General features: G+C 29.8%; 21 protein-coding genes and 1 pseudogene. 8 read left to right on the forward strand and 14 right to left on the reverse strand.

The genetic code is table 11. From position 1 onward, the window contains the following. Position 1: 1 nt before the first annotated feature. Positions 2 to 1,288: a preprotein translocase subunit SecY gene (secY, locus tag JF73_RS08825; RefSeq protein ID WP_046325814.1), complete on the forward strand. Its 1,287-nt coding sequence runs from the start codon at positions 2 to 4 to the stop codon at positions 1,286 to 1,288. 662 nt (positions 1,289 to 1,950) lie between these two features. Here the strand turns inward: secY and JF73_RS08835 are convergent. The 3 genes from JF73_RS08835 to JF73_RS08845 form a co-directional block, all read right to left on the reverse strand. Next, a complete protein-coding gene (locus JF73_RS08835) occupies positions 1,951 to 3,108 on the reverse strand; it encodes a helveticin J family class III bacteriocin (RefSeq protein ID WP_046325815.1) in 1,158 nt (385 codons plus the stop codon). A gap of 189 nt (positions 3,109 to 3,297) precedes the next feature. Beyond that, positions 3,298 to 4,392 (reverse strand): SLAP domain-containing protein, encoded by a 1,095-nt coding sequence (locus JF73_RS08840; RefSeq protein ID WP_046325816.1) that lies wholly within the window; start codon positions 4,390 to 4,392, stop codon positions 3,298 to 3,300. A gap of 122 nt (positions 4,393 to 4,514) precedes the next feature. Further along, positions 4,515 to 5,240: a helveticin J family class III bacteriocin gene (locus tag JF73_RS08845; protein ID WP_046325817.1), complete on the reverse strand. Its 726-nt coding sequence runs from the start codon at positions 5,238 to 5,240 to the stop codon at positions 4,515 to 4,517. Between the two features lie 291 nt (positions 5,241 to 5,531). Here JF73_RS08845 and JF73_RS08850 point away from each other — a divergent pair, with 291 nt between their 5' ends. Both JF73_RS08850 and JF73_RS08855 read left to right on the forward strand, forming a co-directional pair. Further along, the gene (locus JF73_RS08850; protein ID WP_046325818.1) at positions 5,532 to 5,792 is read left to right on the forward strand and encodes a hypothetical protein; all 261 of its coding nucleotides are present in this window, start codon (positions 5,532 to 5,534) and stop codon (positions 5,790 to 5,792) included. Further along, positions 5,785 to 6,090 carry a phage holin, LLH family gene (locus JF73_RS08855; RefSeq protein WP_046325819.1) on the forward strand — a complete coding sequence of 102 codons (306 nt, stop codon included), beginning with the start codon at positions 5,785 to 5,787 and terminating at the stop codon, positions 6,088 to 6,090. The genes JF73_RS08850 and JF73_RS08855 overlap by 8 nt, the downstream gene beginning before the upstream one ends. Before the next feature lie 104 nt (positions 6,091 to 6,194). Here the strand turns inward: JF73_RS08855 and JF73_RS08860 are convergent, their stop codons facing one another. Next, positions 6,195 to 7,019 carry a helix-turn-helix domain-containing protein gene (locus tag JF73_RS08860; protein ID WP_046325820.1) on the reverse strand — a complete coding sequence of 275 codons (825 nt, stop codon included), beginning with the start codon at positions 7,017 to 7,019 and terminating at the stop codon, positions 6,195 to 6,197. A 218-nt stretch (positions 7,020 to 7,237) separates the two neighbouring features. Here JF73_RS08860 and JF73_RS08865 point away from each other — a divergent pair, with 218 nt between their 5' ends. Continuing rightward, positions 7,238 to 7,876 (forward strand): hypothetical protein, encoded by a 639-nt coding sequence (locus JF73_RS08865; protein WP_052724688.1) that lies wholly within the window; start codon positions 7,238 to 7,240, stop codon positions 7,874 to 7,876. Between the two features lie 20 nt (positions 7,877 to 7,896). Continuing rightward, a complete protein-coding gene (locus JF73_RS08870; RefSeq protein ID WP_046325821.1) occupies positions 7,897 to 8,142 on the forward strand; it encodes a hypothetical protein in 246 nt (81 codons plus the stop codon). 644 nt (positions 8,143 to 8,786) lie between these two features. On the opposite strand, the gene JF73_RS08875 is transcribed toward JF73_RS08870, so the two are convergent. From JF73_RS08875 to JF73_RS08905, 7 genes are all read right to left on the reverse strand, one after another. After that, positions 8,787 to 11,114, reverse strand: coding sequence for a P-loop NTPase fold protein (locus JF73_RS08875; RefSeq protein ID WP_046325822.1), 2,328 nt, complete (start codon positions 11,112 to 11,114; stop codon positions 8,787 to 8,789). A gap of 76 nt (positions 11,115 to 11,190) precedes the next feature. Continuing rightward, the gene (locus tag JF73_RS08880) at positions 11,191 to 13,482 is read right to left on the reverse strand and encodes a P-loop NTPase fold protein (protein WP_046325823.1); all 2,292 of its coding nucleotides are present in this window, start codon (positions 13,480 to 13,482) and stop codon (positions 11,191 to 11,193) included. 316 nt (positions 13,483 to 13,798) lie between these two features. Beyond that, positions 13,799 to 14,173 carry a hypothetical protein gene (locus JF73_RS08885; RefSeq protein ID WP_046325824.1) on the reverse strand — a complete coding sequence of 125 codons (375 nt, stop codon included), beginning with the start codon at positions 14,171 to 14,173 and terminating at the stop codon, positions 13,799 to 13,801. Continuing rightward, positions 14,174 to 14,413 carry a hypothetical protein gene (locus JF73_RS08890; RefSeq protein ID WP_046325825.1) on the reverse strand — a complete coding sequence of 80 codons (240 nt, stop codon included), beginning with the start codon at positions 14,411 to 14,413 and terminating at the stop codon, positions 14,174 to 14,176. Positions 14,414 to 14,579: 166 nt separating this feature from the next. Then, a complete protein-coding gene (locus JF73_RS08895) occupies positions 14,580 to 15,191 on the reverse strand; it encodes a tyrosine-type recombinase/integrase (protein WP_046325826.1) in 612 nt (203 codons plus the stop codon). Between the two features lie 357 nt (positions 15,192 to 15,548). Next, positions 15,549 to 15,938, reverse strand: a complete 390-nt coding sequence (locus JF73_RS08900) for a type II toxin-antitoxin system PemK/MazF family toxin (RefSeq protein WP_046325827.1) — start codon at positions 15,936 to 15,938, stop codon at positions 15,549 to 15,551. A gap of 22 nt (positions 15,939 to 15,960) precedes the next feature. Then, positions 15,961 to 16,224 carry an AbrB/MazE/SpoVT family DNA-binding domain-containing protein gene (locus JF73_RS08905; RefSeq protein WP_046325828.1) on the reverse strand — a complete coding sequence of 88 codons (264 nt, stop codon included), beginning with the start codon at positions 16,222 to 16,224 and terminating at the stop codon, positions 15,961 to 15,963. Between the two features lie 490 nt (positions 16,225 to 16,714). Between JF73_RS08905 and JF73_RS08910 the strand changes: the two genes are divergently transcribed. From JF73_RS08910 to JF73_RS09985, 3 genes and pseudogenes are all read left to right on the forward strand, one after another. Beyond that, positions 16,715 to 17,344 (forward strand): LysM peptidoglycan-binding domain-containing protein, encoded by a 630-nt coding sequence (locus tag JF73_RS08910; protein ID WP_179853393.1) that lies wholly within the window; start codon positions 16,715 to 16,717, stop codon positions 17,342 to 17,344. Between the two features lie 176 nt (positions 17,345 to 17,520). Continuing rightward, positions 17,521 to 18,573 carry a tyrosine recombinase XerS gene (gene xerS, locus JF73_RS08915; protein WP_046325829.1) on the forward strand — a complete coding sequence of 351 codons (1,053 nt, stop codon included), beginning with the start codon at positions 17,521 to 17,523 and terminating at the stop codon, positions 18,571 to 18,573. Between the two features lie 1,327 nt (positions 18,574 to 19,900). Beyond that, positions 19,901 to 20,143: pseudogene (locus JF73_RS09985) on the forward strand (IS3 family transposase); the annotation flags it as partial. Positions 20,144 to 20,210: 67 nt separating this feature from the next. On the opposite strand, the gene JF73_RS08925 reads toward JF73_RS09985, so the two are convergent. The 3 genes from JF73_RS08925 to JF73_RS08935 form a co-directional block, all read right to left on the reverse strand. After that, positions 20,211 to 21,794: an ATP-binding cassette domain-containing protein gene (locus JF73_RS08925; RefSeq protein WP_046325831.1), complete on the reverse strand. Its 1,584-nt coding sequence runs from the start codon at positions 21,792 to 21,794 to the stop codon at positions 20,211 to 20,213. Continuing rightward, on the reverse strand, positions 21,784 to 23,364 hold the full coding sequence (locus JF73_RS08930; protein WP_046325832.1) for an ATP-binding cassette domain-containing protein: 1,581 nt from the start codon (positions 23,362 to 23,364) through the stop codon (positions 21,784 to 21,786). Before JF73_RS08930 ends, JF73_RS08925 begins: the two co-directional genes overlap by 11 nt. Positions 23,365 to 23,425: 61 nt before the next feature. After that, positions 23,426 to 24,976 (reverse strand): ATP-binding cassette domain-containing protein, encoded by a 1,551-nt coding sequence (locus tag JF73_RS08935; protein WP_046325833.1) that lies wholly within the window; start codon positions 24,974 to 24,976, stop codon positions 23,426 to 23,428. Positions 24,977 to 24,987 lie beyond the last annotated feature (11 nt).

Consider the following 24,987-nt stretch of genomic DNA (forward strand, 5'->3'; position numbering starts at 1 on the left):
GATGGTTACTCCAAAAAAAGAAAGTCGCCAAAATTTGATAAGGAGATTTGCGATTACCATATTTGTGTTAATTATATACGATCTTTTAACATATGTGACAATTCCTGGCGTAAATCCTAGACAGCTAGTTCTACTAAGCAATAATGCAACTCTTACCATGATTAGTTTGTTATCTGGAGGTGGTTTTCAAAACTTTTCACTAATGTCAATGGGGGTCAGTTCTTATGTATCATCACAAATTATAGTCCAGCTTTTACAGTCAAACGTAGTGTCAACGTTTACTGATTGGAGTAAACAAGGAGAAATAGGAAGAAGAAAATTAGGCCAACTAGTAAGAAGTTTTACAGTTATTTTAGGCTTAGTGCAATCTGTTGGCATAATTTCCGGGATTAATACTTTAACCAACTATGGTTTTGTTTTAATAAATAGTTGGTGGAACTACTTAGTAATTGGTTTCTTGTTAACGGCTGGCACATTTATTGCAATGTGGCTAGGGGATCAAATTACACAATATGGATTAGGAAATGGGATATCAGTAATTATTGCAGCAGGTATTGTCAAGCAATTGCCGAAAAGCGTTAAATCATTCATATTAAATGTGTCTGATACAGCTGGCACAAGCTGGGACAAGATTTTTTTTGTGTGTTTCTTATTAATTAGTTTGGTTGTTTTTATTACTTGGTTTAATCGATCTGAATATAGAGTTCCTATACAGTACACCAGAAGGATAAGTCAAACTTCTCCCTACAGTTACTTACCATTGAAAATAATTGTGCCGTCGGTTGTCCCGGTTATTTTTAGCAACAGTATTTTAATGATTCCGCAAACATTTTTAATGTTTTTTCAGAATGACCAAAAAAATAATTGGTTTAGAGTAGTCAATAATATTTTTTCTTTAAGTACAACTACTGGCATTGTTTTATATATTATTTTAATAATATTTTTTACTTATCTTTATTCTCTGATTCAAGTTGACCCAAATATTCTAGCAGACAATCTTTCTCGTCAAGGAGCTTATATACCAGGTGTGTGGCCTGGGGAACCCACAGCTATCTATATTCGTAATCTCTTATATGATTTAGACTTGCCAGGATCAATTTTTTTAACAACAATTTCTGTAATTCCAATAATATTATCAAATAGTATTTCACCAAACCTAAGAACCGGTTTAAGTGGCTCAAGTTTATTAATTGTTATTGGGGTTTTAACAGATATTGGCAGGCAAATAGAGGGATTAAAGTTTAAAGAAAATAATCCAAAGATATTAAATGCAGAATATGAAATTTAAAAATAATGTAAAAATCTTTAGAAAAGTAAAAAATATGCACCATTTTATTGAAATAGCATTGCTTGTAATAGGAACTAGATATATTTTTTTGCCTTATACAAGATATGTAATTTGGGAGCAAAATACTACTTTTAATAAAATTAGTTCTAATTCGAATAAATTAGCAATCATTTACCGTAAAGATTGTATTCGGTGTAAAAAAACTTTACCTAGGCTAATGATAAAACATGCTTTAGACAAAAAGTATGTATACATAATTAATGTCAATAATTTAACTAAAAGGCAATTAAAGAGACTAGATGTCAATAGTACGCCGGTATTTAGACTGAAAAACCTAAGTTATAACACTGTAGACCAAAGGAAAATACAGGATCTTTGGTTGAATTCAAAGTAAACGAGATTTAAGTCTTTGGTTAATTTTAAAAGAAGAAAAAGTTACACTCAATTTATAAAAAAACAAAGGAGCGCGTCTTATTTCTAAGACGCGCCAGTTACAGCGAGGTCTGTACACAATAGTTAAGTTATTAAATAATAAACAAAAGGCAAATTTTACTTTTAATTTGAATTAGAAAGCTTGAACCAGAGTGTAATGAGATAAAAAAGAAGTGCATTGTGAGCAATGCACTTCTCAATATAGATAGATTATTCTATTTTATTTATATTTAATTTGTCACACTTTCTACGGGGACCCAATCCCAGTTTAATTCGTAAATCACGTTTAATACTGTCGTGTTTTTACCTTTTACTAAAGCATGGTAAGCAACAGTTACATAAGCATGATCTTCATCAATTATTTGAATACCTTCAACTTCACTATGCTTACCGGCGATGTCGATTTTTTTCCATTTACTTAGGTTGACTGCAAACCAATTAGACATATCAGCTCTTTCTTCTTCTGATAATTTTTCCCCATTTTCACTTCTTGAAGGAATTTTTATAATTTGTTTGTGATATGTTGTAAATTTCTTTTTAACTTTATCGTAAAATGGGGATTTTTGACTGGTAATATAAATGTTACCGTCATTGTCTAAATCGTATCCCTGAACAGACTCAATATTTCCTTGATAGCGTATTACATCGATAGGTTGCTTAGTTTTTTTGTCTTTACCCTTCTTATACATGTTTAAAAAGGGTTTGACAGTAAAACTTTCTATCTCACTTTTATCTGGATCTTTTAATTTATCCGTCAAATCACCTATATTAATAAGACCATGTTCACCTTCTTTTTTATCAAGTTCCTCGTTAATACAATGAGTAGGATAAATTGCAAAATGTCCAGTACCATTTTTCTCTACACTGGCAATTAAAAACTTTTTATAATCAGGTGAAAGGGCAATTTCAACTCGATGCATATATTTGCCAGCAAATCTATCTTTTTCATTTCCTGCTCTGTTTAAATATCCTAATCGTGTAAGCTGAGCATTAGAACTATATACAGGCTTGGAATTTTTGATATCAATTCTAGCTATTTGAGTATCCCATTTACTTGAACCTTTACTACTCTTTGTTCCAACAAACCATTTATTTGTAATACCAGAATATTCCCATGTCTCTGAATGTCCTCCAGCCTTACTTTTAAGAATTAATAAAGGTGAGGATTCATTCATTGGTATTTTAAAGTTTGTTCCTTCTTCATTTGATTTTGGCCGTTTGCCTCGTAAAATATAAATGTTTTTACTTTGACCTCTCAATTGAAGAGCATAGATAAAAGATGTACCAATATTACCTTTCTGTACAACAGAATGATGTTTTATATCTAGTTCAAACTTTTTAATTTTATTTATGTGCGTTGCATATGACTTAAACTTAAATTCTACCATTTTAAATATCTCCTTCTAAAATATACGAACACGTGTTCCTATATGTGAATATATCATTTTTCTGGGTTAAAAGCAAATCTAAATTTGGGGAAATATAAAAGTGTGAAAATACTTATTTATTAAAAAATGAGACCCGAAAGTTAGACAACTTCCGAGCCTCATTTCACTTTTACATAACTTCACTAATTTTTATTTTTTATGAAAATTTTTAATTGCTTCTTCAGGAGTATTACTTGGACTTAATTTTAGGCCATCAATAAATTTGACATCTTTTTTCTTAACATAACCTTGACCTACATTTATTACATCAGATCCACTGCTTCCGTTTGGCAAATCTGTAGCATAAAATTGATGACCTGCTAAATGATAAAACAGCTCTACTTTGTTATCATTTTGCACCCATATATAAAGCAATTTGTTTACTTTTATAAAACCTCCTTGTTTGATAATTTTTTGCCCATGATGATCTTGCTTTGTACCGTCAGCATTATAAACATCAGTATCTTTATAAAACATAATATAAGTATAATGTTCAAATTTATAATCATGTATTGGTATTTTCTTATCCGCTTTGACATCGCGGTACCATATCCAAAAGTCTGTACCTTTAATATGATATTCATATCCATCAGGATCGTCTATATCCATGGAAGAATATTGAGCATAATCAACTTTGAATTTGGTTCCTTTCTTGACTCTCTTTACAATGTCTTCATCGTCACTATCAATATAAGCATAATCAGTAATATCAGCACCTTTTTTTGCAGTTACTGTCACAGTTGTTTCTTCTGTATTAGAGCCAATAATTTTACCCAAGTTAGCAGCTTTGACGTATTGTTTTTTAGGTCCACCAATACGGTAATATCTTAGACCGTTCTTAAATTTGAAGGAATTGCCATAAGTTGTAATCGTCTTACCTTTTTTAAGTAAGCGAGAATCGGCTCTACGTGAACTCGTAGCGTAAACAAAGGAATTATGTTTGATTTTACGTTTAACGCCATCTATGTTGCTGGCCTTGATATATTTATTTTTACCGCTAATTTCGTAACCTGGTGCAAACGGTTTAAATCTAAAAGAAATTGGATCGTCGTCCACCGTAACTTGAGTATAAGCCGTATATTTTCCTTTGACTTTATCACCGTATAAGTCGCAAGCTTGAGCATTATGCATTATAGTCTTAACAATACTTTTGGCGTCTACAGTATTAACATGTTGGTTTAATATCAAACTTACAGACGCGCTTAAGATAGCAACTAGTAAGTAGCGAAAAAGTTTTTTATACATATAACTTTTACTTCTTTCTTTAAGGCACTAACCAAACTAATTATAACGCTTTTATTTGAGTAAAATTAAGAGTAAAAGATTTTATCTAAAGTATCAAGCTAGTTAATCATAAGATATCACAGTTAGATAATGTCTGGATCAGAGCACCATCTGACTTCAAAGACCCGGTTACAAACTGGTACGATTGATCTAATAAAGTGCTTGTCAATTTTGAGGCTGTAATAAGAAACAGTTAAAAAAATATGATCTTCACTAATTACTTGGATACTTTTAAATTCAGTTGTGCAGTGCTCATGATCCAAAATAGTGTCATCTAGCATATCTAAGATTCTCCATTCAGAAGGATCCGTGCTGTTCCAAGCTATTTTGATAATTTTACGGTCATGCGAAAAATAATTACTTACGGTTGGAGGATATTCGCTAGCGATATATATATTAAATCTATTATCAATTCCAAAACCTTGGAAAGAGCCAACTAAACTACTAAAGTTTTTAATCATAAATTTACTAAAATAATCTACATTTTCAAGGTTAAGAACATCATCCTCATTATCATCAATAAGTGATGCTATATTATTTAAATCGTAAGAAACGAAATAAGCAGTGCCACATTTGTCAATTACCATCAAAACAAAAGAGCCATAGTCTGGTGTGATTGTAATACGTGAAGAAAGTATGTCAGACTTTTCAATATTAAAGTTACCAGCCTTATTTAAACCTGATAGATGCTTTAAAACAATACTCGAATCGTACTCGATATAATTTGTAGGAGTAGTTTTATCTGTTAACAACTTACTATATAAAGACTTACTTATTTTATATTTAGGTATAATTAGTGCTTTACTCATAAATATCACGTCCTTTAACATAAAAAACATTAATATTAACATATCTTTCCAATACCAATATAGCATAATTTTATATAAAAAGCAAACGTACGTTTGCTTTTTGCGGAATTTAGTGCTATATTATCCATTAGTATAGATTTATTATTTAAATATTTGTGGAAATTATAAAAACCAAAAAAGGAGGTAATTGCTCAAACTAAGATGATAATGATAGATTCGAAGTTTAAAACGTAAGCCTCTTGGTTCTTCTACCAATAGGCTTTTTGTTTAGAAGAAGGGGAAGTGAGAAATATGACAAACAATATAATTATATTGTTAACTTCTACTGCTTTTGGAATACTTATATCAATGTTTATTGGTTTATACCAATGGCATGTTAAAACTAAACTGGAAAGTTACGAAAAGGAGAGGGAACGCTTATATGGTGATATAAAATTCTATCACCAAAAATATCAAGAAGATGAAGATGAAATAGACCTATTAAAAAATGAAATAAGAGAATTAAAAATGTCTCATGGTAACGAAGAAGAAGGAAGATGGAAAAATGATTAATTTCAAAAATCTACTAGATATAATAGGCATATTAATAGTTGTATTGGCTTTTTTATTTGTAGGAATTTATCCTTATATCCAAATTCATAACAGAAATTTGGCTGATAAATTAAAAGTTTGGTATATTATTGCTAAAGAAATAGTTAAGGATGAATCTAGCAAAAACAAAACAGGAGCAGAAAAAAAAGCTTCTGCCACAAAAAAGTTAGTTAAACATGCAGCAAATTTGAAAGTACCTGTTAACAAAGATTTTGCGAATGATTTGATTCAGCATGTTTATAATGAAACAAAAAAATAAAAGCTATTAAATTTAGCTTTGTAAATGTTGAAATGATAAAAAGCAAAAAATTACATGTTTATTCAAGTTAGAAATATGGACAATAATTAATGTTTTAAAGCTAATTATAAAGAGTCTTTTATCTCTCGGCTTAAACTTTTAGCTAATGCATCTGCACCAATCTTATGTAGTAAGTTAATTTGGTCTAGTGCTTCTTTCCTATTATTTTGACAAATTGCCAATCTAGCATTAACTACAAGCAACTTATCGTATTGTTTCAAATCTTTAAGAAGTGGCTTTAAGCTAGTTAGGGTAGTTATAGCCAATTTAAATTTATGCTTTGTTATTTCCATAATTGCTTGATTAATAAGTGTATCGGCTTTTAATGACCTCAAAAATGGGTAGTATTGATTTATATCTGAAATAATTTTTGAAATAATCTCCTTTGCTGTTTGATAATCAAACGCAAATAAGATTGAGTTCAAAATTGTAATGTCAGTGGCTGTAAGAACTTTGACATTTCTAAGTGAACTAAACCAAATCGGTTGAACGAGTTCTCGAGCTTTATTAAGGCCGTTAGGCTTATCCACCATCAATAAGGATCTAAGAATAATTGAAATATTTTTAATATCGTTATCGTTTTTCACTAGCAGACAGTCATTTAATAAATTATTGATTTTATTTTTATCAATGCTGCCAGCAAGGTTTAAAAAACGATGTAATAATTGACTCTTAGTACTAATATGATAGCCATTACAAATATATTCAAACTCATTCGGCGTTAATCCAAGACGTTTAATTAATTTGATTTCATTTTCATAAGTAGTGGAAAGTTCAGCATTTTCAATCTTAGAAATTTCACTACGGTCAAATAAATCTTTTGCTAATTCTTGTTGAGATATTTTTTGAGCTAATCTCATATTATGTATAGTTTTTCCAAAATTACTCATAGTTTCACTCTTTTGTAAAAAGAAAAGTCTTAAAATAATGTGCAAAAATTGCACACAATTAATTGTAAACTAATGATATCCTAATGCTAGGAATAAATCAAATGTGCGCACTGGATTAATTCCTAGAAAAACAAAAATATATTTTCTAATTTATTTTTTAATAGAAAAGTTTGGGTTCTTTAAATCAAAAGGGCTGAAAAATATATGAGGTAAACAAAATGAAAAAGTCAATTAATATTTTAACTGAAGTTGTTACTGCAGTAAGTATGGTTGCTCCATTTGCTATTTCAAATGTAAGCCAGACCTTTGCTGACACAGTAGAAACTTCACAACCAAGTAAGAGTACTGTTCAAAATCAAGTTAATGGAGAACTTGGAACCACCGCAAATTTATCTCCAGAAACTGTAGATGTAGCTAAAAAATATATTAGTGTAAAAGATAACCAATATGTTTTGGACCCATCTATTAAAAATGTATTGAACCCACAGCAATATCAAGCATTACAGGATAAGGTTAGTGAATCTAATTCAAATGTAAAACTGAGTAATGCTGTAATAGGTAAAGATCTATCTTATACTTCTACTCCGTTATTAAGAAGCTCTAATAGGCATTATACATGGAAGAGCTTTGCATGGGGCACACGTTACTACTTTAGAAGTAATGCAGCAGTTTATGAAATGGATCATGACCTTGAAACTATGCAAGTAGTTGGTGGTGTTCTTTCACTAGGCTTATTTTCTGCATATTATGCAAAAATTGAAAGTGATTTAAATTACATGAACAACACTCATCCTCACAATTATCTTTACATGGATATTAATCAATGGGTAGGAAATTATACCATTGGTGTTTTGTAATTATAGGTGAGGTTAATAAGATGTTATGGATTATTTTTCTATTAGCTATATTATTTGCAGGTATGGAATATGGGGGACATGTAATAAGTAAAATATTTGTTCCAGCAGCAATTGTAATTATTGCTGTACCACCGATCATATATTACTTGATATTCAAGAACTTTACGGCTTTAACTACCGTAAGTATAACTCTGGGAATAGTTCAAGTGATTGTACTATTAGGTCTGTATTTTGTAATGAGAAAAATTGTTGTAAATAGTAAATAGTTAATCATATAAAGGAAAGTAGCACTAAATTAAGTGCTACTTTTTTATCTAAGCAGAAAGAGTTATATGAGTAAGGGCAAAAGTTGAGTTTACAAAATGTAGAAAAAAATTAAACTGGTATAGAAGTTAAGAAATAATATAAAATTCAAGTAATAAGATGACTCTTTAATTAAAGTAAAAACTTTAATTAAAGAGTTTTTTATATATAAGGAAAATAATTATCTAAATCAAAAGAGTAGTGAATTGCTTTTAGGCCTAAGTTTATTTTAAATTAATTTTTTACCTATACAGAAGAGACAGATACTGGTCTATAAGTCCCAGTGAATGATATTTACTGATTTATGACTTCTTTTTTTGCATGTTTTACTGGCTATAAAGCTAATTAATTTGTCTTTGTAGGCAAACAAATAAATAATTAAGGTCTATAATTGGTAAATTTATTAGATCAACAAACTTTCATATCAAATAAACTGAAACTTAAGTTCAAAATCTCAAATCTCAAACTCTTTTATTAAAACACTAATTTTAATAAAAGAGTTTGAGACTTACCTATTAGAATTTTGCTTACTTTTTATTAATTACAAAGTGGTATAAAAACTATTGTTACTAGGAAATTAGACTATAGCTTTATCTTCTATATATTTTCACAATATTTTTTTTATGAATGATATCCAGTCGGGATCATTTTGAACTTGACTTAATAAATCTTGTAAGTGCATCAACTTATATGAATCCAATAATTGAGCTAACTTATTTAATATCACCTTTTGGGAAAAATTATTTCGCACATTGTATTGATGTGTAATAGCGGCAATTCTTAAGAAAAAGGCGAACCATTCACGAGAATTAAGCATTTTTTCAAGTTCAGAACCTTTATTTGACTTAAGTAAGTTACAAGCAGTTTGTTTAATTTCTTTATATCTGTTATATACATAATCACCATATATTTTATTTTTGTATTCAAAATTGAGAATTCTTTCACCTTTTGCTCTTGTTCCAAGTCCAAGATAGCAATCCCAAAAAGCCACATATTCAAAATCTGCAAGTTGCTCTATTTTTTCAACCTTTTTTTCTATTGGTTGGATGTTTAGGTTGTCATATGCTTCGTCTGAAATATCTGGACTTGGTGATTTAAAACATAATTGAACGAGCAAAGCTTCTGCATCATATAGCTTTTTACCAAAATTTTTTTGATTTTCTATTTCATATGCTCTTTTAGAATAGTACCTAGTAAGTGAGTATCTATTAATATTGTTAAGCTGTATATCTGAAATAGATCTATCGGCATTGTTAAAACTGTGCGTAACAGTTCCATAAATTGGTAAACAGGCTCTGTAAATATAAAGTAGTTCTGTTAATAAGGCTTCGTTATTTGGTTTTTTAGCCATTTCAGTTATTGCTTTACTCATTTTAGAAAAAACGATCTTATTTCGCTCTAACGGTGATTTCATAGGATTTGTGTTAAACTCGGTTTTTTCAAGTTTAATTTCGTAATTAAGAAATATTTTTTTGATCAGCAAGTTGGGCTTATGCCGTGGCTCAGCATACATTGCAGAAATAGCAGCTATCAATAACTTATTCGAATAACTTTCATTGTTTATTGAAACAGAATATAATGAAAGCTCATCAATAAGACTTGCTTTATCAGTATCATGGCCAAAAGCCAGTTGACGAATTTCTTTCGAGTTATTAATAATTTTATTTAATTCTCTAACTGAATGAGTATAAGTTAAATCATTAATAAAATAATTTACAGGTAAACTTACAAAAGGTTCAGGAAATGATATGTTATCACTATCTTCTTTAAAAATATTGTTAACATATTGCTTTATTTCTTTTTGGGCTTGATCATCATTACTTGATATTTCAAATGCTTTTAAAGTTTCTATACTTTTCTTTTCCTGAATCTTTTGCCAATTATTAATTAAAATCTCATACATATTTCTATGGAATAAAAATAAGTAAATGATAAAAAGTTGTTGATTTACTTGTACTCTACCTATCTTTTCTTGTCTAAAGAATTCATTTTTTACATAAGATAAAAAATGATTTGCTTGACGTAACGTAAGGTTTTCAAGTTCGAAGAGCTTGAAAATTTCCATATCATCTATTTCTTCTTTTAAGTTTTCAGAAATAATTAGCATTATTTCCTCTCCAAAAAATTCAGGCTTTAATATGATTGGTAGCGATACTGTTTGATCAATTATTTTTTCTAAATAATTATGTTTTACTTTGACTATGTTTTTCCAATCCCCTACGAATACTATTCTTGCTTTCCTATTTTCACTAAATTCAACAATTTTTTTACATAGAAAAATTATCGGTCTAAATAATTTTTTTGGTTTTTTATCGTACCACTTAATAATCTTTTGAGGGTATTTTAGACCTTCTTCATGGATAGCATTAAAAAGCTTATAGAGTTCTTTTTGTGTAACTTCATCTAACCGATCAAAATCATCGATTATCAAAACTCTACTTTTTCTGTAAAATGGCCAACGTAATTTAAAAAGGCTCAAATTCATTAGAATAGTATCAACATTTATTAATTTGTTCTTAGATAAGTTAAACAAAGTAGTCACAATTACAGTAATTACAGTAACTAATAAAAACCATGCGTCAAAATTAACATAATTAAAAATACCTATACCTGTTAGCCAAGCGCTACCAAATATCATCCAACCGACTAGTGCAGAAGTGAAAAGCCCTTTGAAGAAATTTAATATAGGATTGACCTTAGAAAATACTTGTTTTGCTAAGCTTTTTTCATTTTTAGGATGCCATAAACTTAAATAAATAAATTTTAGTGTATCCTTTGATAAAGTTTCTGTTTTTTGCAAATATCTAGTTTTTCCACTACCCCATTTGCCCTGTAAAAAATAAGTTTTATTACCGTTATTTACTAATAAATCGGCAAACTTTTTTGCCCAATCAGATGTATCAATCTCCTTGATTTTCCATTCGGTATCTTTCATTTAATTTGCTCCTTTACTTCTAACCAAAGTAAAACCTTTTTTCAAAGAATTTTTAAAAAATATAGTGGCTTAGATTTTATTTAATCTTTTTTGTCCAATAAGGATCATTAGCCACATTGACCAGTAATTTTTGCATAATTTCTTTTAGTCTTTCATTACTTATTGAATTTTTTCTGTGTTTAATTATAGCTTCAGCTTTAGTGCTTTTATACGAACTTAGCAACTGATTTATATGTATAAATATTGTTTGCTGTGAAGAAATATTTTGTAAATCATATTGATGGGTAATGGCAGCAATTCTTAAGATGAAATGGAACCATTCTTTTGAATCAAATAAATCAACAAGTTCTGAACTTTTATTCGATTGGATCAAGTTGCAAACAGCTTGTTTAATTTTTTTATATCGGTCATATACATAATCACCATATATCTCATTTTTGTATTCAAAATTGAGAATTCTTTCACCTTTTGCTCTTGTTCCAAGTCCAAGATAGCAATCCCAAAAAGCCACATATTCAAAATCTGCAAGTTGTTCTATTTTTGCAACCTTTGTTTTTATTGGTGGAATCTTCAAACTGTAGTATGATACATCTAAAATATTTGAAGATGTCGGTTTAAAAAAACATAATTGGACAAGTAAAGCCTCAGCATCATATAGCTTTTTACCAAAATCTTTTTGATTTTCTATTTCATCTGCTTTTTTAGAGAAATACTTTGTAAGTGCATACTTACTGATTAAGCGATTATTTTTACTATTAAAAATACGAGTGACACTATAATCAGATTCGGGAGAACGAAAATTTAATAAGCAGGATCTGTAAATATAAAATTGCTCTGTTAGGGACATTTCGATATCCAAATTTTTTGTAATATTAGAAATTATTGTATGCATTTCGGAAAGAATATCCTTAATAGGTTTTGAATCCCTTTTATCATAAGAAGATTCCGGTAATGAATTTTCAATTCTTATTTCACAGTTCTCAAGTATTTTCATAACTAGTGAATTAGGCTCATGACGTGGCTCAGAATGCATTGCAAAAATTGCTGCCTTTGCTAGCTGAGGAATTATTTCCGCAATATAATCTTCCAAGTTTACAGAGCTTAAAAATTCAAAAATCTCTTGATATAAAGCTTGATCACTATCTTTAGAATATGCTAGTGGCTTAATTATTTCATCATTTTGTATGGAAATAATTAGATTGTTGACAGTTGGAATATAAGATTTTTCGTTTAAAAAATAAGCAACTTGATGTCTTTGAAACTCTGGTGGATATTTCACAGTATCAGCAAGGATTTTATTAATATATTGTTCTAATTCATCTTCATCATCCTGCTTAGTAGCAGTTTTAGTTAGATTATTAGAGTCCATACAGTAAGCAATAGTACTTAATTCTTTTTTATTTTTTTCTTTTTGCCAATCTTCATAAAGTTTTTGGTATCTATCTTTATGAAAGAGATAAAGATAGATAATAAGTAGTTCTTGGTCGGTTTGTACTCTTCCTTTTTTCTTTTGTCTACAAAATTCGTCTTCAACATACGATAGAAAATGATTAGCTTCACGTAGAGTCCTGTGTTCGTATATGAATAACTTTCCTATTTCAACTCTGCTCAAATCTTCATTTAAATTACTTGAAATTATTTCTACAAGTCTATTACTAAAACTTTGAGGATTTAAAACAAACGGTAGGGCAATCACTTGGTCAATAATCTTGTCTAAAAAATTATTTTTATTGTCCTTTATATTGTTCAAATTACCCACAAAAATAATTCGACATGAGCTCCTACCTTGTTGAATAGCATTGAAAAGTCTATAAAGTTCCCCTTGCGTTTTTTGACTTAAACGATCAAAATCGTCAATAATTAGGACGTTAGGACAGATTTTGGGGTTTCCTTTCAACATTTTTATGCTTGATGACATAAGGATTTTATCTACATTTATCACTTTGTTCTTTGTGAGACTGAATAAATTAATTACTACAGTTGCTATTATAGTTGTGATTGTAAATGCATAATTGGGTAAATTTATGGAAATAACTCCTTTTATAGCTAAAATAAGACTGCAAACTATTGTCAAGGCAACCAATGTATGACCTACTATTGTAGCTCTCTTAGCCAATTTTGGATGGGTTGCATCAAAAAGTTGCTTACTCAAGTTTTCGTTAAAGTTTGGCTTCCATAATTCTAAATAAATAAAATTTAAATTGTCTTTTGCTTTTTTTTCTACGTTTTTTAAATATTCTGTCTTTCCACTCCCCCACTTACCTTGTAAGAAAAAAGTCTTATTACTTTCGTCCCTAAGTAAATTTGCAAATTCTTCAGCATACATATCAGTTGAAATAGTAGGGATACGCCATTTATTTTTTGTCATTTTTCCCTTTAACACCTTATACTAACCATATAATATAACCTAAATTATAGAACTAAATATAAGTTTAGCAAAATGAATTTTGGAAAAATAATATGAATAAGTTTAGTATAAAGATTTTTAAAAAAATCGAACTGTAATAACAAAAAAGTGGATACTTTTATGTAGTATCCACCTTTTTGTTTGATAATTTATTAATAAGTCTAAGTTTAGAAAAACTTATGCGGAAAGAAATTATTCTGAATAAATATGCATTATCTGTTTAGTGCTTTATTACGAAGAATTAAATTAGTCCAAATTGTTTTGAATTTTAAATGGTCTATTTAGGTATTTTAGATAAATCAATTCTATCATAGGCGCCATTTTTGTTGTTTTCAGGATGTGGATCTAATCCAATAATGGTTATATCTCCTACATTAGGTGCGTAAACCCAAAACATCCTTCTTGCATTGCTAGTCTTATTTTCTAAATAAGACTGCCACACTTTCATTCCATATCTATTTGTTAGTGATGAAATTTCATGTGTATGAAGACCAGGATGTTTTGGATTTTCGGATAAAAATTTTAAAGCTTTACCCCATTTTTTATATAAGTTTGCGTCAGCTTTACTAATTGATTTACTACGATAAGATGTCTGTAACTTTTGCCATAACTCATCCATGTATGGCACTCCCATTATAATGTTAAACCGCATTTAAAAGTCCGATAAGTCTACTGGTGCAGACACTCTTCCTTTTTTTAAATTAGCAACAGATTCATCCATTACTTTTAATGCTTTATCGGAAATATTTTTTGGTTTAACTAATTCTCTAGGCTCCAGAACTAAGCAGCCGTTGTCATATTCTTTTACGTGGTAATAGTCATATTTAGATTTACGAAGTGTAATCCGTTTTTTACTATCTGTATGAGCATTGTAATTGTTGATAACTTGCATAATATATCTTCTCCTTTTCTGTGGGATTTCCCACAGAAAGTATATCATATTAAAACAAGTAAAAAAAGAAAATTATACTCAATTGCAAGAATGGAATACGAGCAAATATATATTTAGATAGTATTGCATGCAAAAATCTACAGACGTTTGGTTTAAATTTTAGCTACTACCCAAAATCAATTGTGTCTAATATATGTTCACGTGTTTCTTGGTCTAACCCCAGGTATCGAAATGTTACTTTTTCCGATGAATGATTTAATAATTCAGACACTAGGGCAACATTGTAATGAGATTGTACATATACCCGATAAGCACCAGTTTTTCTCATGGTGTGTGTGCCAAGGTAATCAATTTGTAGTATTTCACCAACTTTATGCATTATCATGTAGAATCTACGTTCATCGATGTGCTTGTTAGGATGCGTCATTGAAGGAAATAACCACTCACTCGTGAAAATAGTTTGCTTAGGATGTTCAGATTCGTATTTCTCAAGCCAATCATAATAATCTTCTAAATCTCGTTCAATTGGACGTAGATATAAGATATTCCTTTTCTGAGTTTTTTTATCAATAGTATACGCATTTCTCTTAACACGACCATGATGATCGAAAACATCTTCTTTTTTAAGCCTAAGAACATCGCTCACTCTAAGTAAAGTTGCCTTACCTACCTGAAAAATAGTGTAATTTCTTCTGCCTGTGTCAAATTTATGAAGAAGACAATCTTTTACTTGTTCTAATACATTCGAGTCTTTAATTGGCTTAACTATCTGCTTCATAAGTTACTCTTTCTTTCTAAAATCCTAATAGTGTTATTTTTATAAATATCTATATTATAGCACTAGTTGTTTTTGCTAACTTATAAAAGTACTGATATAATAGCTTTTTTCACTTAATCAGCTAGTGTTATTTTTACAAAATAACACTAGTAAGATTCGAAGAAAAGTAAATTAAGAGCAAAAACGCAAATTAGCATTTAAACAATTTAAATTAATAATTATCTATAACTCAAGTTGAACTTGGCCTTAGAATTGCGATCTCAGCATAAAAATAGTATAAAAAAACTTCAATGCTTTTAGATTCATTGAAGTTTAATATCAATAACTGACTTATAGAAATAATTTGGGTAAATTTAATTATTGATCTAATTCTATAATTGCATTCGCGAAATTGATCAAAGTTTCTAAATATTCCCTTTTAACGCAATTTACAACTTTTCCATGTCGGTGAACAAAATCAAAATTTTGAATTTGCCACAAGCAAACAAAGCCCTTTATTCCGTTTTGTTTGTCTGGGATCAAAATAGGATAAAATCTTTTATCATTTTTTAGCCTAGATACAGTAGAAATCGGCATGGCCACAATCATACCTGTCTTTTTGTTATATGAAGAGTTACTGATTACTACCATATACCTTCTAATATTATTTTTTTGTGGATCATGTCCTCCGTATTCTCTACCAGCGTGTGGTTCAGCATCTATGATTATTACGTCTCCTTGACTTGGAAAATCAAATTCTTTACTCATTTATAAAAGAACTCACCTTATTTTATTCAAATCCCCAACCTTCATTTCCTACTGATTTAACTTCCGAAAGCTCAGGATTATTTACTAGTTCAGATTGAAAATCATAGTTACCAAAATCAGTATCATAAAGATTTACTTTTTTTGAGATCTTGAAGTTACTATGTTTTTGATCCTTTTCAATAGTCAATAAAGTACCTGGATTCCAATCTTCCTTCTTTCTTAGCTCTGCTGGCAAAGTAATTTGCCCTTTCTGGCTTACTTTCATGACATAACCTTGCTTTTGCATGGCAACAAACCTCCTCTTGGTAAACCGCCTTATCTTAAGAAGTAAACGGTAAACCTGCTTACATGATACTATAAAACATTGTAAAGATAAAGTTTTTTGTTGCAAGTATAACTACTGAATAGATTTATGCTTTTTATTACTGCATGGTAATCTATAGTGGTCATAAATAGCACTACTAATAGTTTAGCTAAAAAATTAACTAATAAGTCTTAAGTAAGCATGATAAGGCATTTCTATGCTGTTTACCACCTTCTTAGATTTTCTTCAAGTTTAAGTGAGTCCTAAAAGTTGAGTTAACTGATTTTTCTACGTTAAATTTTTAGGAAACATTCATTTTCATAAAGATGGAGTATTACCAATAATTTTTTAAATTTACGATAAAGTATTATTTATAACATTAATGGAACACTTTTTTTGAGAAAGGTAAACAAGTATGGAAATAAAGTTTAGTAAAAAGGGCAGAACTCTTCTTTTTTTAGGAGGTTCAGCAATGCTTATGGTTGGCGAAACTCAAAGTCATGATACCGCAATTGCTACTACTCAAAAATCAAATCTAAATAAAACTTATGAAAAAACTAATTTTAACAAGAATAAGAAAAAAAAAGTCAAACTAGTTAGAGTTAAGTACGGAGATACAACTTGGGACATAGCTCAAAAATACGACTCTTCTGTTCAGCAAATAGTTAATGATAATAAGCTTGAGAATGGTGGAAATTTAATTCATGTTAATGATGAATTGAAAGTACGTCCACATTCTGGCAAAAGTGTTCCAAATTCGATACAACAAAAATACGACTCTTCAAGAAGTAATTATGATAGTAGTCAGACTGCTAATGTGAATGATTCAACTTCAATAAACATTAATAAAGAAACAAAGAGTATTTTTTTAAGTAATGAAAAAGAAGCTAAAGAATGGATCGCTCAACGAGAGTCTGGCGGTAGTTACACAGCACGCAATCCATCATCAGGCGCCTACGGCCGTTATCAGTTGACGCCAGATAAATTACAAGGTGACTATTCAGCTGCAAATCAGGAAAGAACAGCTGATACATATGTAAAAGCGAGATATGGTTCATGGCAAAATGCCAAACAATTTTGGATGGTTCACAATTGGTATTAGATTTCGAAAATAGGTTGCTGTTGCAAAATCGCTAGCCTAGCAGTAATTTTAGTTTAAAATTACTGCTAGGCTTTGGTTTATGTTTTTTGAGTGTAACTTTTTCTTCCCACTTTTTAAATAATGCTAAAATATTGTATAATTAGAAGTAAGTTCTTATGCAAAGAGGTTTTGATTCAATGGATAGAGCTCATTATGTCAAATTAATAAATGTAGAATTGAGACAACTTCCCTTTTATGTTCAAGAATTTTATCTAGAAAAAAATCTATCAATAACTACTAAATATCAGTATTTAACTGAAATTAGACGTTTTTTTACTTGGCTAAGACAAGAAGGAATTAGTTCGGCATCGGCAAACAAAAATGTTGAGCTTACAACGCTTGAACATCTTAAAAGAGACGATATTAAACTATATATAGATTTTTTACGTAATAGTAGGAATAAACAAGGAAAATTTAATTCCCCTACTACGGTGAACAGGTCTATAGTTGCATTACGTTCATTGTTTCACTATTTAACTGTCATTGCTGATAATAACAAAGGAGAACCTTATTTTTATCGAAACCCTATGGCCAAAATAGAGGCACTTCCTGCATCTAAGACATTGAATTTCCGCGCGCATGAACTACGTTCACATATGTATCGTGGAAAGGAAAAACACGATTTTCTTAACTTCTTAGAAAACGAGTATGAAAACCACGTAAATAATTATGTTAAAGGTCATTTTATTAAAAATAAGAAAAGAGACATTGCAATAATTGCTTTGATGTTAGGAACAGGAATTCGAGTTCAAGAAGCTGCTAATACGGATACAAGCGATTTAGATTTAAAAAACGCAATGATAAAAGTAACCCGAAAAGGTGGTCAGAAAGACGCTGTTCCAATATCGGAATGGGTTATACCCTATGTTTCAAACTATTATAAGTCAAGAAAGGTAATATATTCTCCAGCAGCTGATAATAAGGCTCTATTTCTAGTCCGTTACAAAGATAAAGCAAAAAGAATTACTTCAAATGCTATAGAATCCTTTGTAAGTAAATATTCTGCTGCATTTGGAAAAAGGCTTACGCCACATAAACTAAGACATACTTTAGCTTCAGAATTATACGAGCAAACTAAAGATAAGGTTCTAGTTTCTCAACAATTAGGGCAACGAGGAACTACAGCAACAGATTTATATACTCATGTAGATCAGACAAAACAGAAAGAAGCATTAAATCGGACAAAATAGTATCTTATTTCTATTACTTAATGCCGTAAAACCGACTAAAATGCCATAACTATTATTACTACTAAATTATCTTAACAAAAAATATTTTATGTCTTTGAAAAGCAGTTCTAAAATCTAACTAAACTAAAATACAAGATACTGATTAAAAATCGGAACCGTGTACTAAAAGCTAAAAAAGCTAAGAGGGTACATTTTTATATTCTTTAATAAAAATACTTTCTGTTCACCATAGATTTGTAAAAAAACTGTTAAAACTTTTAAGTATATCATAATATTTTATGTTGTTAAACGATATGATATGAAGAAGGAACTTAATGTACTGAGCCCCAAAAGTTGGACAAACTTTTGGTTTTTTATGACTAAACTATCTAAACCGAAAAAATTGAACTTTAACAAGATTGGAAAATTAAGGGTATTTCGGTACTAACTATTGCTAGAAGAGAAAATCTAAATCCTACAGCTTTAAATTATAAAATTAAACTAATTGATCGTAACGGCCCAGTTATTTTAGATTGTTCTCACCAAACTTATACCTAAGAATTCAAGGAAAATGCAATTAAGCATGCACTATTTGGCGCTAAATCTATTATTCAAGTATCACTATATTTGAGCTTGAGAATCTACGGTATGTTAAACTATTGGCTACGCGAATACAAAGAAAACGGGTACGATATCATTATCAAACCCAAAGGACGAACTGCTCATAAACAAGAAAAAAGGAACTATTGCGACAGCAACTGCAACAGAAGATTCAGCATCTAGAAGAAGAGAGCTTGCAATTGTGTATCGTCAATGCCTACAAAAAAAATAAATGCCTTGGAGCATAAAACACCCAAGAAATAATTTAGACGAATACTAAGCTAAGGTGCATCTTTAAAGTCAGCTTAGATTATATTTTTAAGACTTACCCTTATTTGCCCGCAGCATCTACTATTATGCTATTTCTCACTTGTTAAACAAAATAAGCAACCCAAATTAACCGCTGGAATTAAAGAAGTTTATGACTATCATCAAAAACGTTATGGCTACCGACGGATTGCTCTGCAACAGATTAAAGAAGGCTAGCAAGCTAAATTAAAGTGGTCAGAAGGATTATGAATAAACTGGGTTTAAAAGCTAATAAATGAAATCGACATAAATATTCTAGTTATCGCGATACAGTGGGCAAGATTACACCCATTTTAATTAAACCCAGCCTTCTTGCTTTAAGACCAAATATGAAGTGGTACGCCGATATTACTAAATTTTATCTTAAGGGGCAAAAGCTTTATTTGTTACCTGTCACCGATTCTAGATGGCTGAGCTGAGGAGATTGTTTTCTACTCAATTACATGGCATTACTCAAAGCGTGTCATGCAAGGAAAATTCAATGGACAACAGCTTAATAGAAAACTTCTTTGGCTTGCTTAAAATGGAAATGTTTTACGGTCAAGAATATAAGTGCCATAATCTGCAAAAACTAACTAAAGCATTCACAAAATGCATTCGCTACTAAAACGAAGAAAGTATTAAAGAAAGACCAAAAGGCCCGATCTCGAAAGAACATCGAGCACAAGCCTTAAAGAAATGATATTAACTTTTTGTCTAAGTTTTTGGGTCCAGTATATAAACTAGATAGTAATTAAATCCAAAATAGGTCAATTTTTCTTTCTGTTTTCAAGGTGTATTTCATCGTCAAACATATTTTTTAACCTTTGTTCAACTTTATGAGCAATAAAAACGATAGTTATATTTTGTTTTGTTAAATATTGCATAATGCTGTACATAGCATTAGAATCAATGGCACTAGTACCCTCATCAATCAATAGAAAAGTAGAATGGTTAAATAAGCTTCTTGCTAAAACAATCTTTTGACGCTGACCACCTGAAATTTTTTCTGAGCTAATTACCGTTTCAAGTCCCATAGGTAAATCATCAATATCCTGATTTAGTTTTACATGATTACATATATGCTTAATATTGTGGTCAGATTGAGGTGAAAACATTGTAATGTTTTCACCTATAGTTGCTGGAAAAATAACCGGTTCTTGTGGTAAATAATCAATACTACTCAAATCTGGTTTTATTATTTTACCTTCGTGATTAATATAACTTATTTTTCCGCTTGTTGGATGTGTTAGCCCTTTAATAACTCTCAATAAAGTTGATTTTCCAGTACCATTGTCTCCAGTCAACAAAACTTTTGTTCCAGGTTTAACTGTAAAATTCGGATAATTAATTACTTGCCCGTTCGAAAAAGTAACTTTCAAATTTGTCACTTGCACTCCCGTTACTACTTTACCAGTTTGATTTTTAGTAACAACCTTTTTACATGAATCTTCCATCTTTTCTCTGAGTGGGCGAACGGATTTAATTAAACCCCAGCAGGTAGCTATATTCTTAATTGATCCAAAAAGATAAGAATCAAAATTACTTATACTAAAAATTACACCAAAGCGAATTATATTTTGTGTTACCAAAACGCTTGTTAGAATTAGCATAATTGCATCCCCTACTAGATAAAGCAAACTACTAACATAATCAAAAATTTGGTTAACCTTATCATTACTTATATATGCTTGCTCCATATTTTGACTAGTATCAGATAAAACTTTGAAAAATTTTTGACCAGAAAAATACTGGCGAATTTCGTTTAATCCAATTAACCATTGTCCCAAAGTTTTTAAATAATGTTCGTTTTCTTTCGACAAATTATTCATCGCTTTACTCAATGGTCTTTCAAAAAAATAAGGAGCCAAAATCTGTATGGCAACGATTAATAAGGACGTCAATAATAACAACCAGTGATATGATAAAAGCAGACCAATGCTGAAAAAAAGCAGAGCAAAATTATAAGCTAATAATCTAATCTGATAAAATAGATTTTTTTCTAATAAATTTAAATCCGTAGTCATTCGATTCTGGATATTACTTGTCTCATTATTGCCAGCTTTCAAAAAATAATGGTCGGCAAGTTTCTGACGTATTTGGTGAAAATATTTCAGAACAGCATACTTCCAAAAATATTTGCTAAACTGTAAAAAACCATATCCAGCCAGAATCCATAAAAATTGGATACCAGCCAAAATACCAAAGTTAATCAAATTTTTTTCTTTAATAGCATCAAATAGCAAAGATTGGACTTGATTAGCATTAGTAAACAAGCCTGCACTTGCAATAGCTAAAAGTAGAGACATCCAAAAATATATTGGATGTAGTTTGCATATATCTTTAACTTTCATTGTTAATTCCTTTTCCCAAATAAATTTTTTTATTAAATTGGCTTTTCTCCTTTTCAGTTAAATTATGGCTTATCATAATCAAAGTTTTATTACTTGCCAGCAACTCAGATAAAATTTTATTACTTGATATTTTATCTATAGCACTGATTGGTTCGTCTAGTAACATAATAGATTTGTTATGAGCTAAGGCTCTTGCTAATACTACTTTTTGTTGCTGTCCTCCTGAAAGGATAGATTTCGAAACTTTAATATTTTTAAACAGAAATTCATTTGGCAGTGCCACTAAATTCGCAGCTTCTTGTACTACTTTTAAAGGCATTTTTTTAAACATAGTGATATTTTCTATAACACTACCTGGAAATAAGACTAGATCTTGAGGAAGATATGCAAATTCAGCAAAATCGGGTTTAACTTTTTCACCTTTAGTATTAAAGAAAGATACAGTACCTGTTAATGGTTTTTTAAGCCCCATTATTAGTTCTATGAGCGTTGTCTTTCCTGAACCACTCTCGCCATAAAGAAGTATTTTTTCACCTCTTGTAATTGTTAAATCAGGATAATGCAGTATACTTTCTCCATTATACGAATAGGATAAATTATACAATTTGATTTTTTCTATGCTTTGCATTTTGGCATTTGAAGATTGCGAAGATGGTAATGATACTTGTTTTTTCAAAGTTTGGTCTCTAATGCTTTTCGTGGACTTAATATAATTAATATCTTCAACAATATCTAATAAAGTCGAAAAAATACCATCTGCGAATACACTAGCCGTGACAATTACACCGAAGCCAACACGATTACCGAAATATAAGAGACCAGCTATTACTGTAATACCAACACGCCCTATAGCATCAGCAATGCTTTGGATAAACTCGGCCCAGGTCAAAACTTTTTTCCGAGCAATTTGACTATTTTCAAGTTTCTGACTTCCCTTCCCCAGAGCCAACTTAAAAGCTCGACCAATTTTATATTGTCTTGCCACTTCTAAACCTGACGTCCATTCCTTTATTAAATTTAAAAATATATTATTGTTATCAGAAACATTTTTAGTTTGAGTAACTGTATATTTTTGACAGATTTTCGGTATCAATAAAGAAATCAAAGCCATTACTATTGTGAAAAATACAAGAACCCAATCAAATTTTAACAGTGTATTAATAGCTAAAAACTGGTATATAATGCTAGCTATTAAGTCAAAAATTCTAACAAAATAATCGTCATTTAATATATTGAGATCATTACCTAAAGAATTCTGCATTGAGCTGACCGATTTATTTTGATTTTGTAAAAAAACGTGAGATTCTTTGTTGCGCACGTCATGGAAATACTCCTGAGTTTGCTTTTTCCATTGATAACTAGATAAGTTATACATAAAATCATTAATTGTGAATAGTAATAATTGAATTATTGTAATTATAATAAAGGCATTAATACGGCCTTTAATAATGAAATTCATCTGTATATCTGTAACGTAAGTAGCTACAGTATTCAAAATTTGTGATATCGTAAGAACAATAATAATAATAATAAATCTTACTCGACTAATATTAACAAACTGTTTAAACATATTTCTCCATTGAATTTCTTCAGATTAATAATAAATCTTAGCTTTAACAATAAAACACAAACTAATCGTGATTTAGTGTTTTCTCTAATTCCGATATTCGTTTAGACACTTTTTGCACTTGAGATATAGGAATCGAAGTATCAGCAATTAATTCATCCAGTTTATGTTTTAATAGATCCAATTCATTATTTGAACTTTTACTTGTCGTATTAGACAATAACAGTCTTTTTTTATTTATACTCCACTTTTGAAAATTTAATTCATTAATTATTTTTTTGTCATGAGTAACAATAATTATGGAAAAAGGATAATTTTTAAGAAATTCTATTAATGCGTTTACAGAAGTTATGTCTAAAAAATTATCAGGCTCATCAAGTACAAGAATATTATGCTCTCCTAGCAAAATTCTTGCTAGTTTATAACAAACCAATTGCCCGCCACTTAAAGTTGATATTGAATTATTTAAGCAACTACCTAAATGTAAATCCCCTAAAAGTTGTCTAGTAGTAGTAGTGTTAAAAACACTTAACTTTTTAATTTCTTCTCCTACTTTTTTTGTGTTTGTTATCTCTTTCGAAATATCCTGTGAGAAAAAGCCTATTTTAGTCTTTGGATTAATCCATCCGTTTAGATTTTTATCTACTAATTTAGATAAAAATACAGATTTCCCACAACCATTTTTTCCAGTCAAAATAATCTTATTGGTATTTTTTATTTTTATAGTTTCTGCTATTTCAAATAACATTTTATTAGATTTGCAAATATTTTGAGCATTGATTCTTATTAAACTATCTTTTGCTTTCATTTCCAAATTGGAAACTCTAAAATTGTTTAATGTTATTGGATGTCGGGTAAGAGGCTTTTTTAGTTGATTTGACTCTTTATCTATCCTTTTATTTAAAACTTTGCTAGAGTGTGATAATTTCTTTTCGATTTTATTTGAGTCTTTTATTTTCCAATCAGACCAAGAAATTCCCTGTTTCTTTTTAATAGCATTATGTCCTTTATTTTCCAATTGTTTTTGTACACGTCTTAATTTGTTAATTTTCTTTTTCTTTAGTTGATAATCTTTTCTTGTTCGTTGCAAATCAGCCGTTTTTTTTCTTTCATAATCGGTATATGTTCCTTTAAATTCAATAACTCTTTTATTCTCTATGTACCAAACGGTATTTATTACTTTGCTAAGGAATGCTTGATCATGACTTACTACTAACAGTGGATGATTGAAACTATTCAACGTATTTACCAGCCAGTTTTGCTGATCAAAGTCCAAATTTGAAGTAGGTTCATCAAGTAATAAAATAGCTTTTTTACTTTGATTTGCTCTTTTTATTGCAGATAAAATAGCTTCTTTTTCTTTTTCTCCACCACTTTGGTGATCATGGCTCATAACTTGGGTTACCATAAAAGTTTTACAGTTGTTAATTATATTAGCATTTATTTCCATATTGACAGGTTTATTATTAATTATTTTTAGTAATGTAGTCTTACCAGAACCATTAATACCTATTAGTCCAATTTTTTGTTGCTGATTAATTGTCAGATTTGAAGCGTCGATAACTAAAGTGCCTTTGTTATTTACCTGTAAACTAGCAATTTTTAGATATTCCACAATATAATTCC

The organism is Lactobacillus helsingborgensis, from assembly GCF_000970855.1.
Lineage (GTDB): Bacteria > Bacillota > Bacilli > Lactobacillales > Lactobacillaceae > Lactobacillus > Lactobacillus helsingborgensis.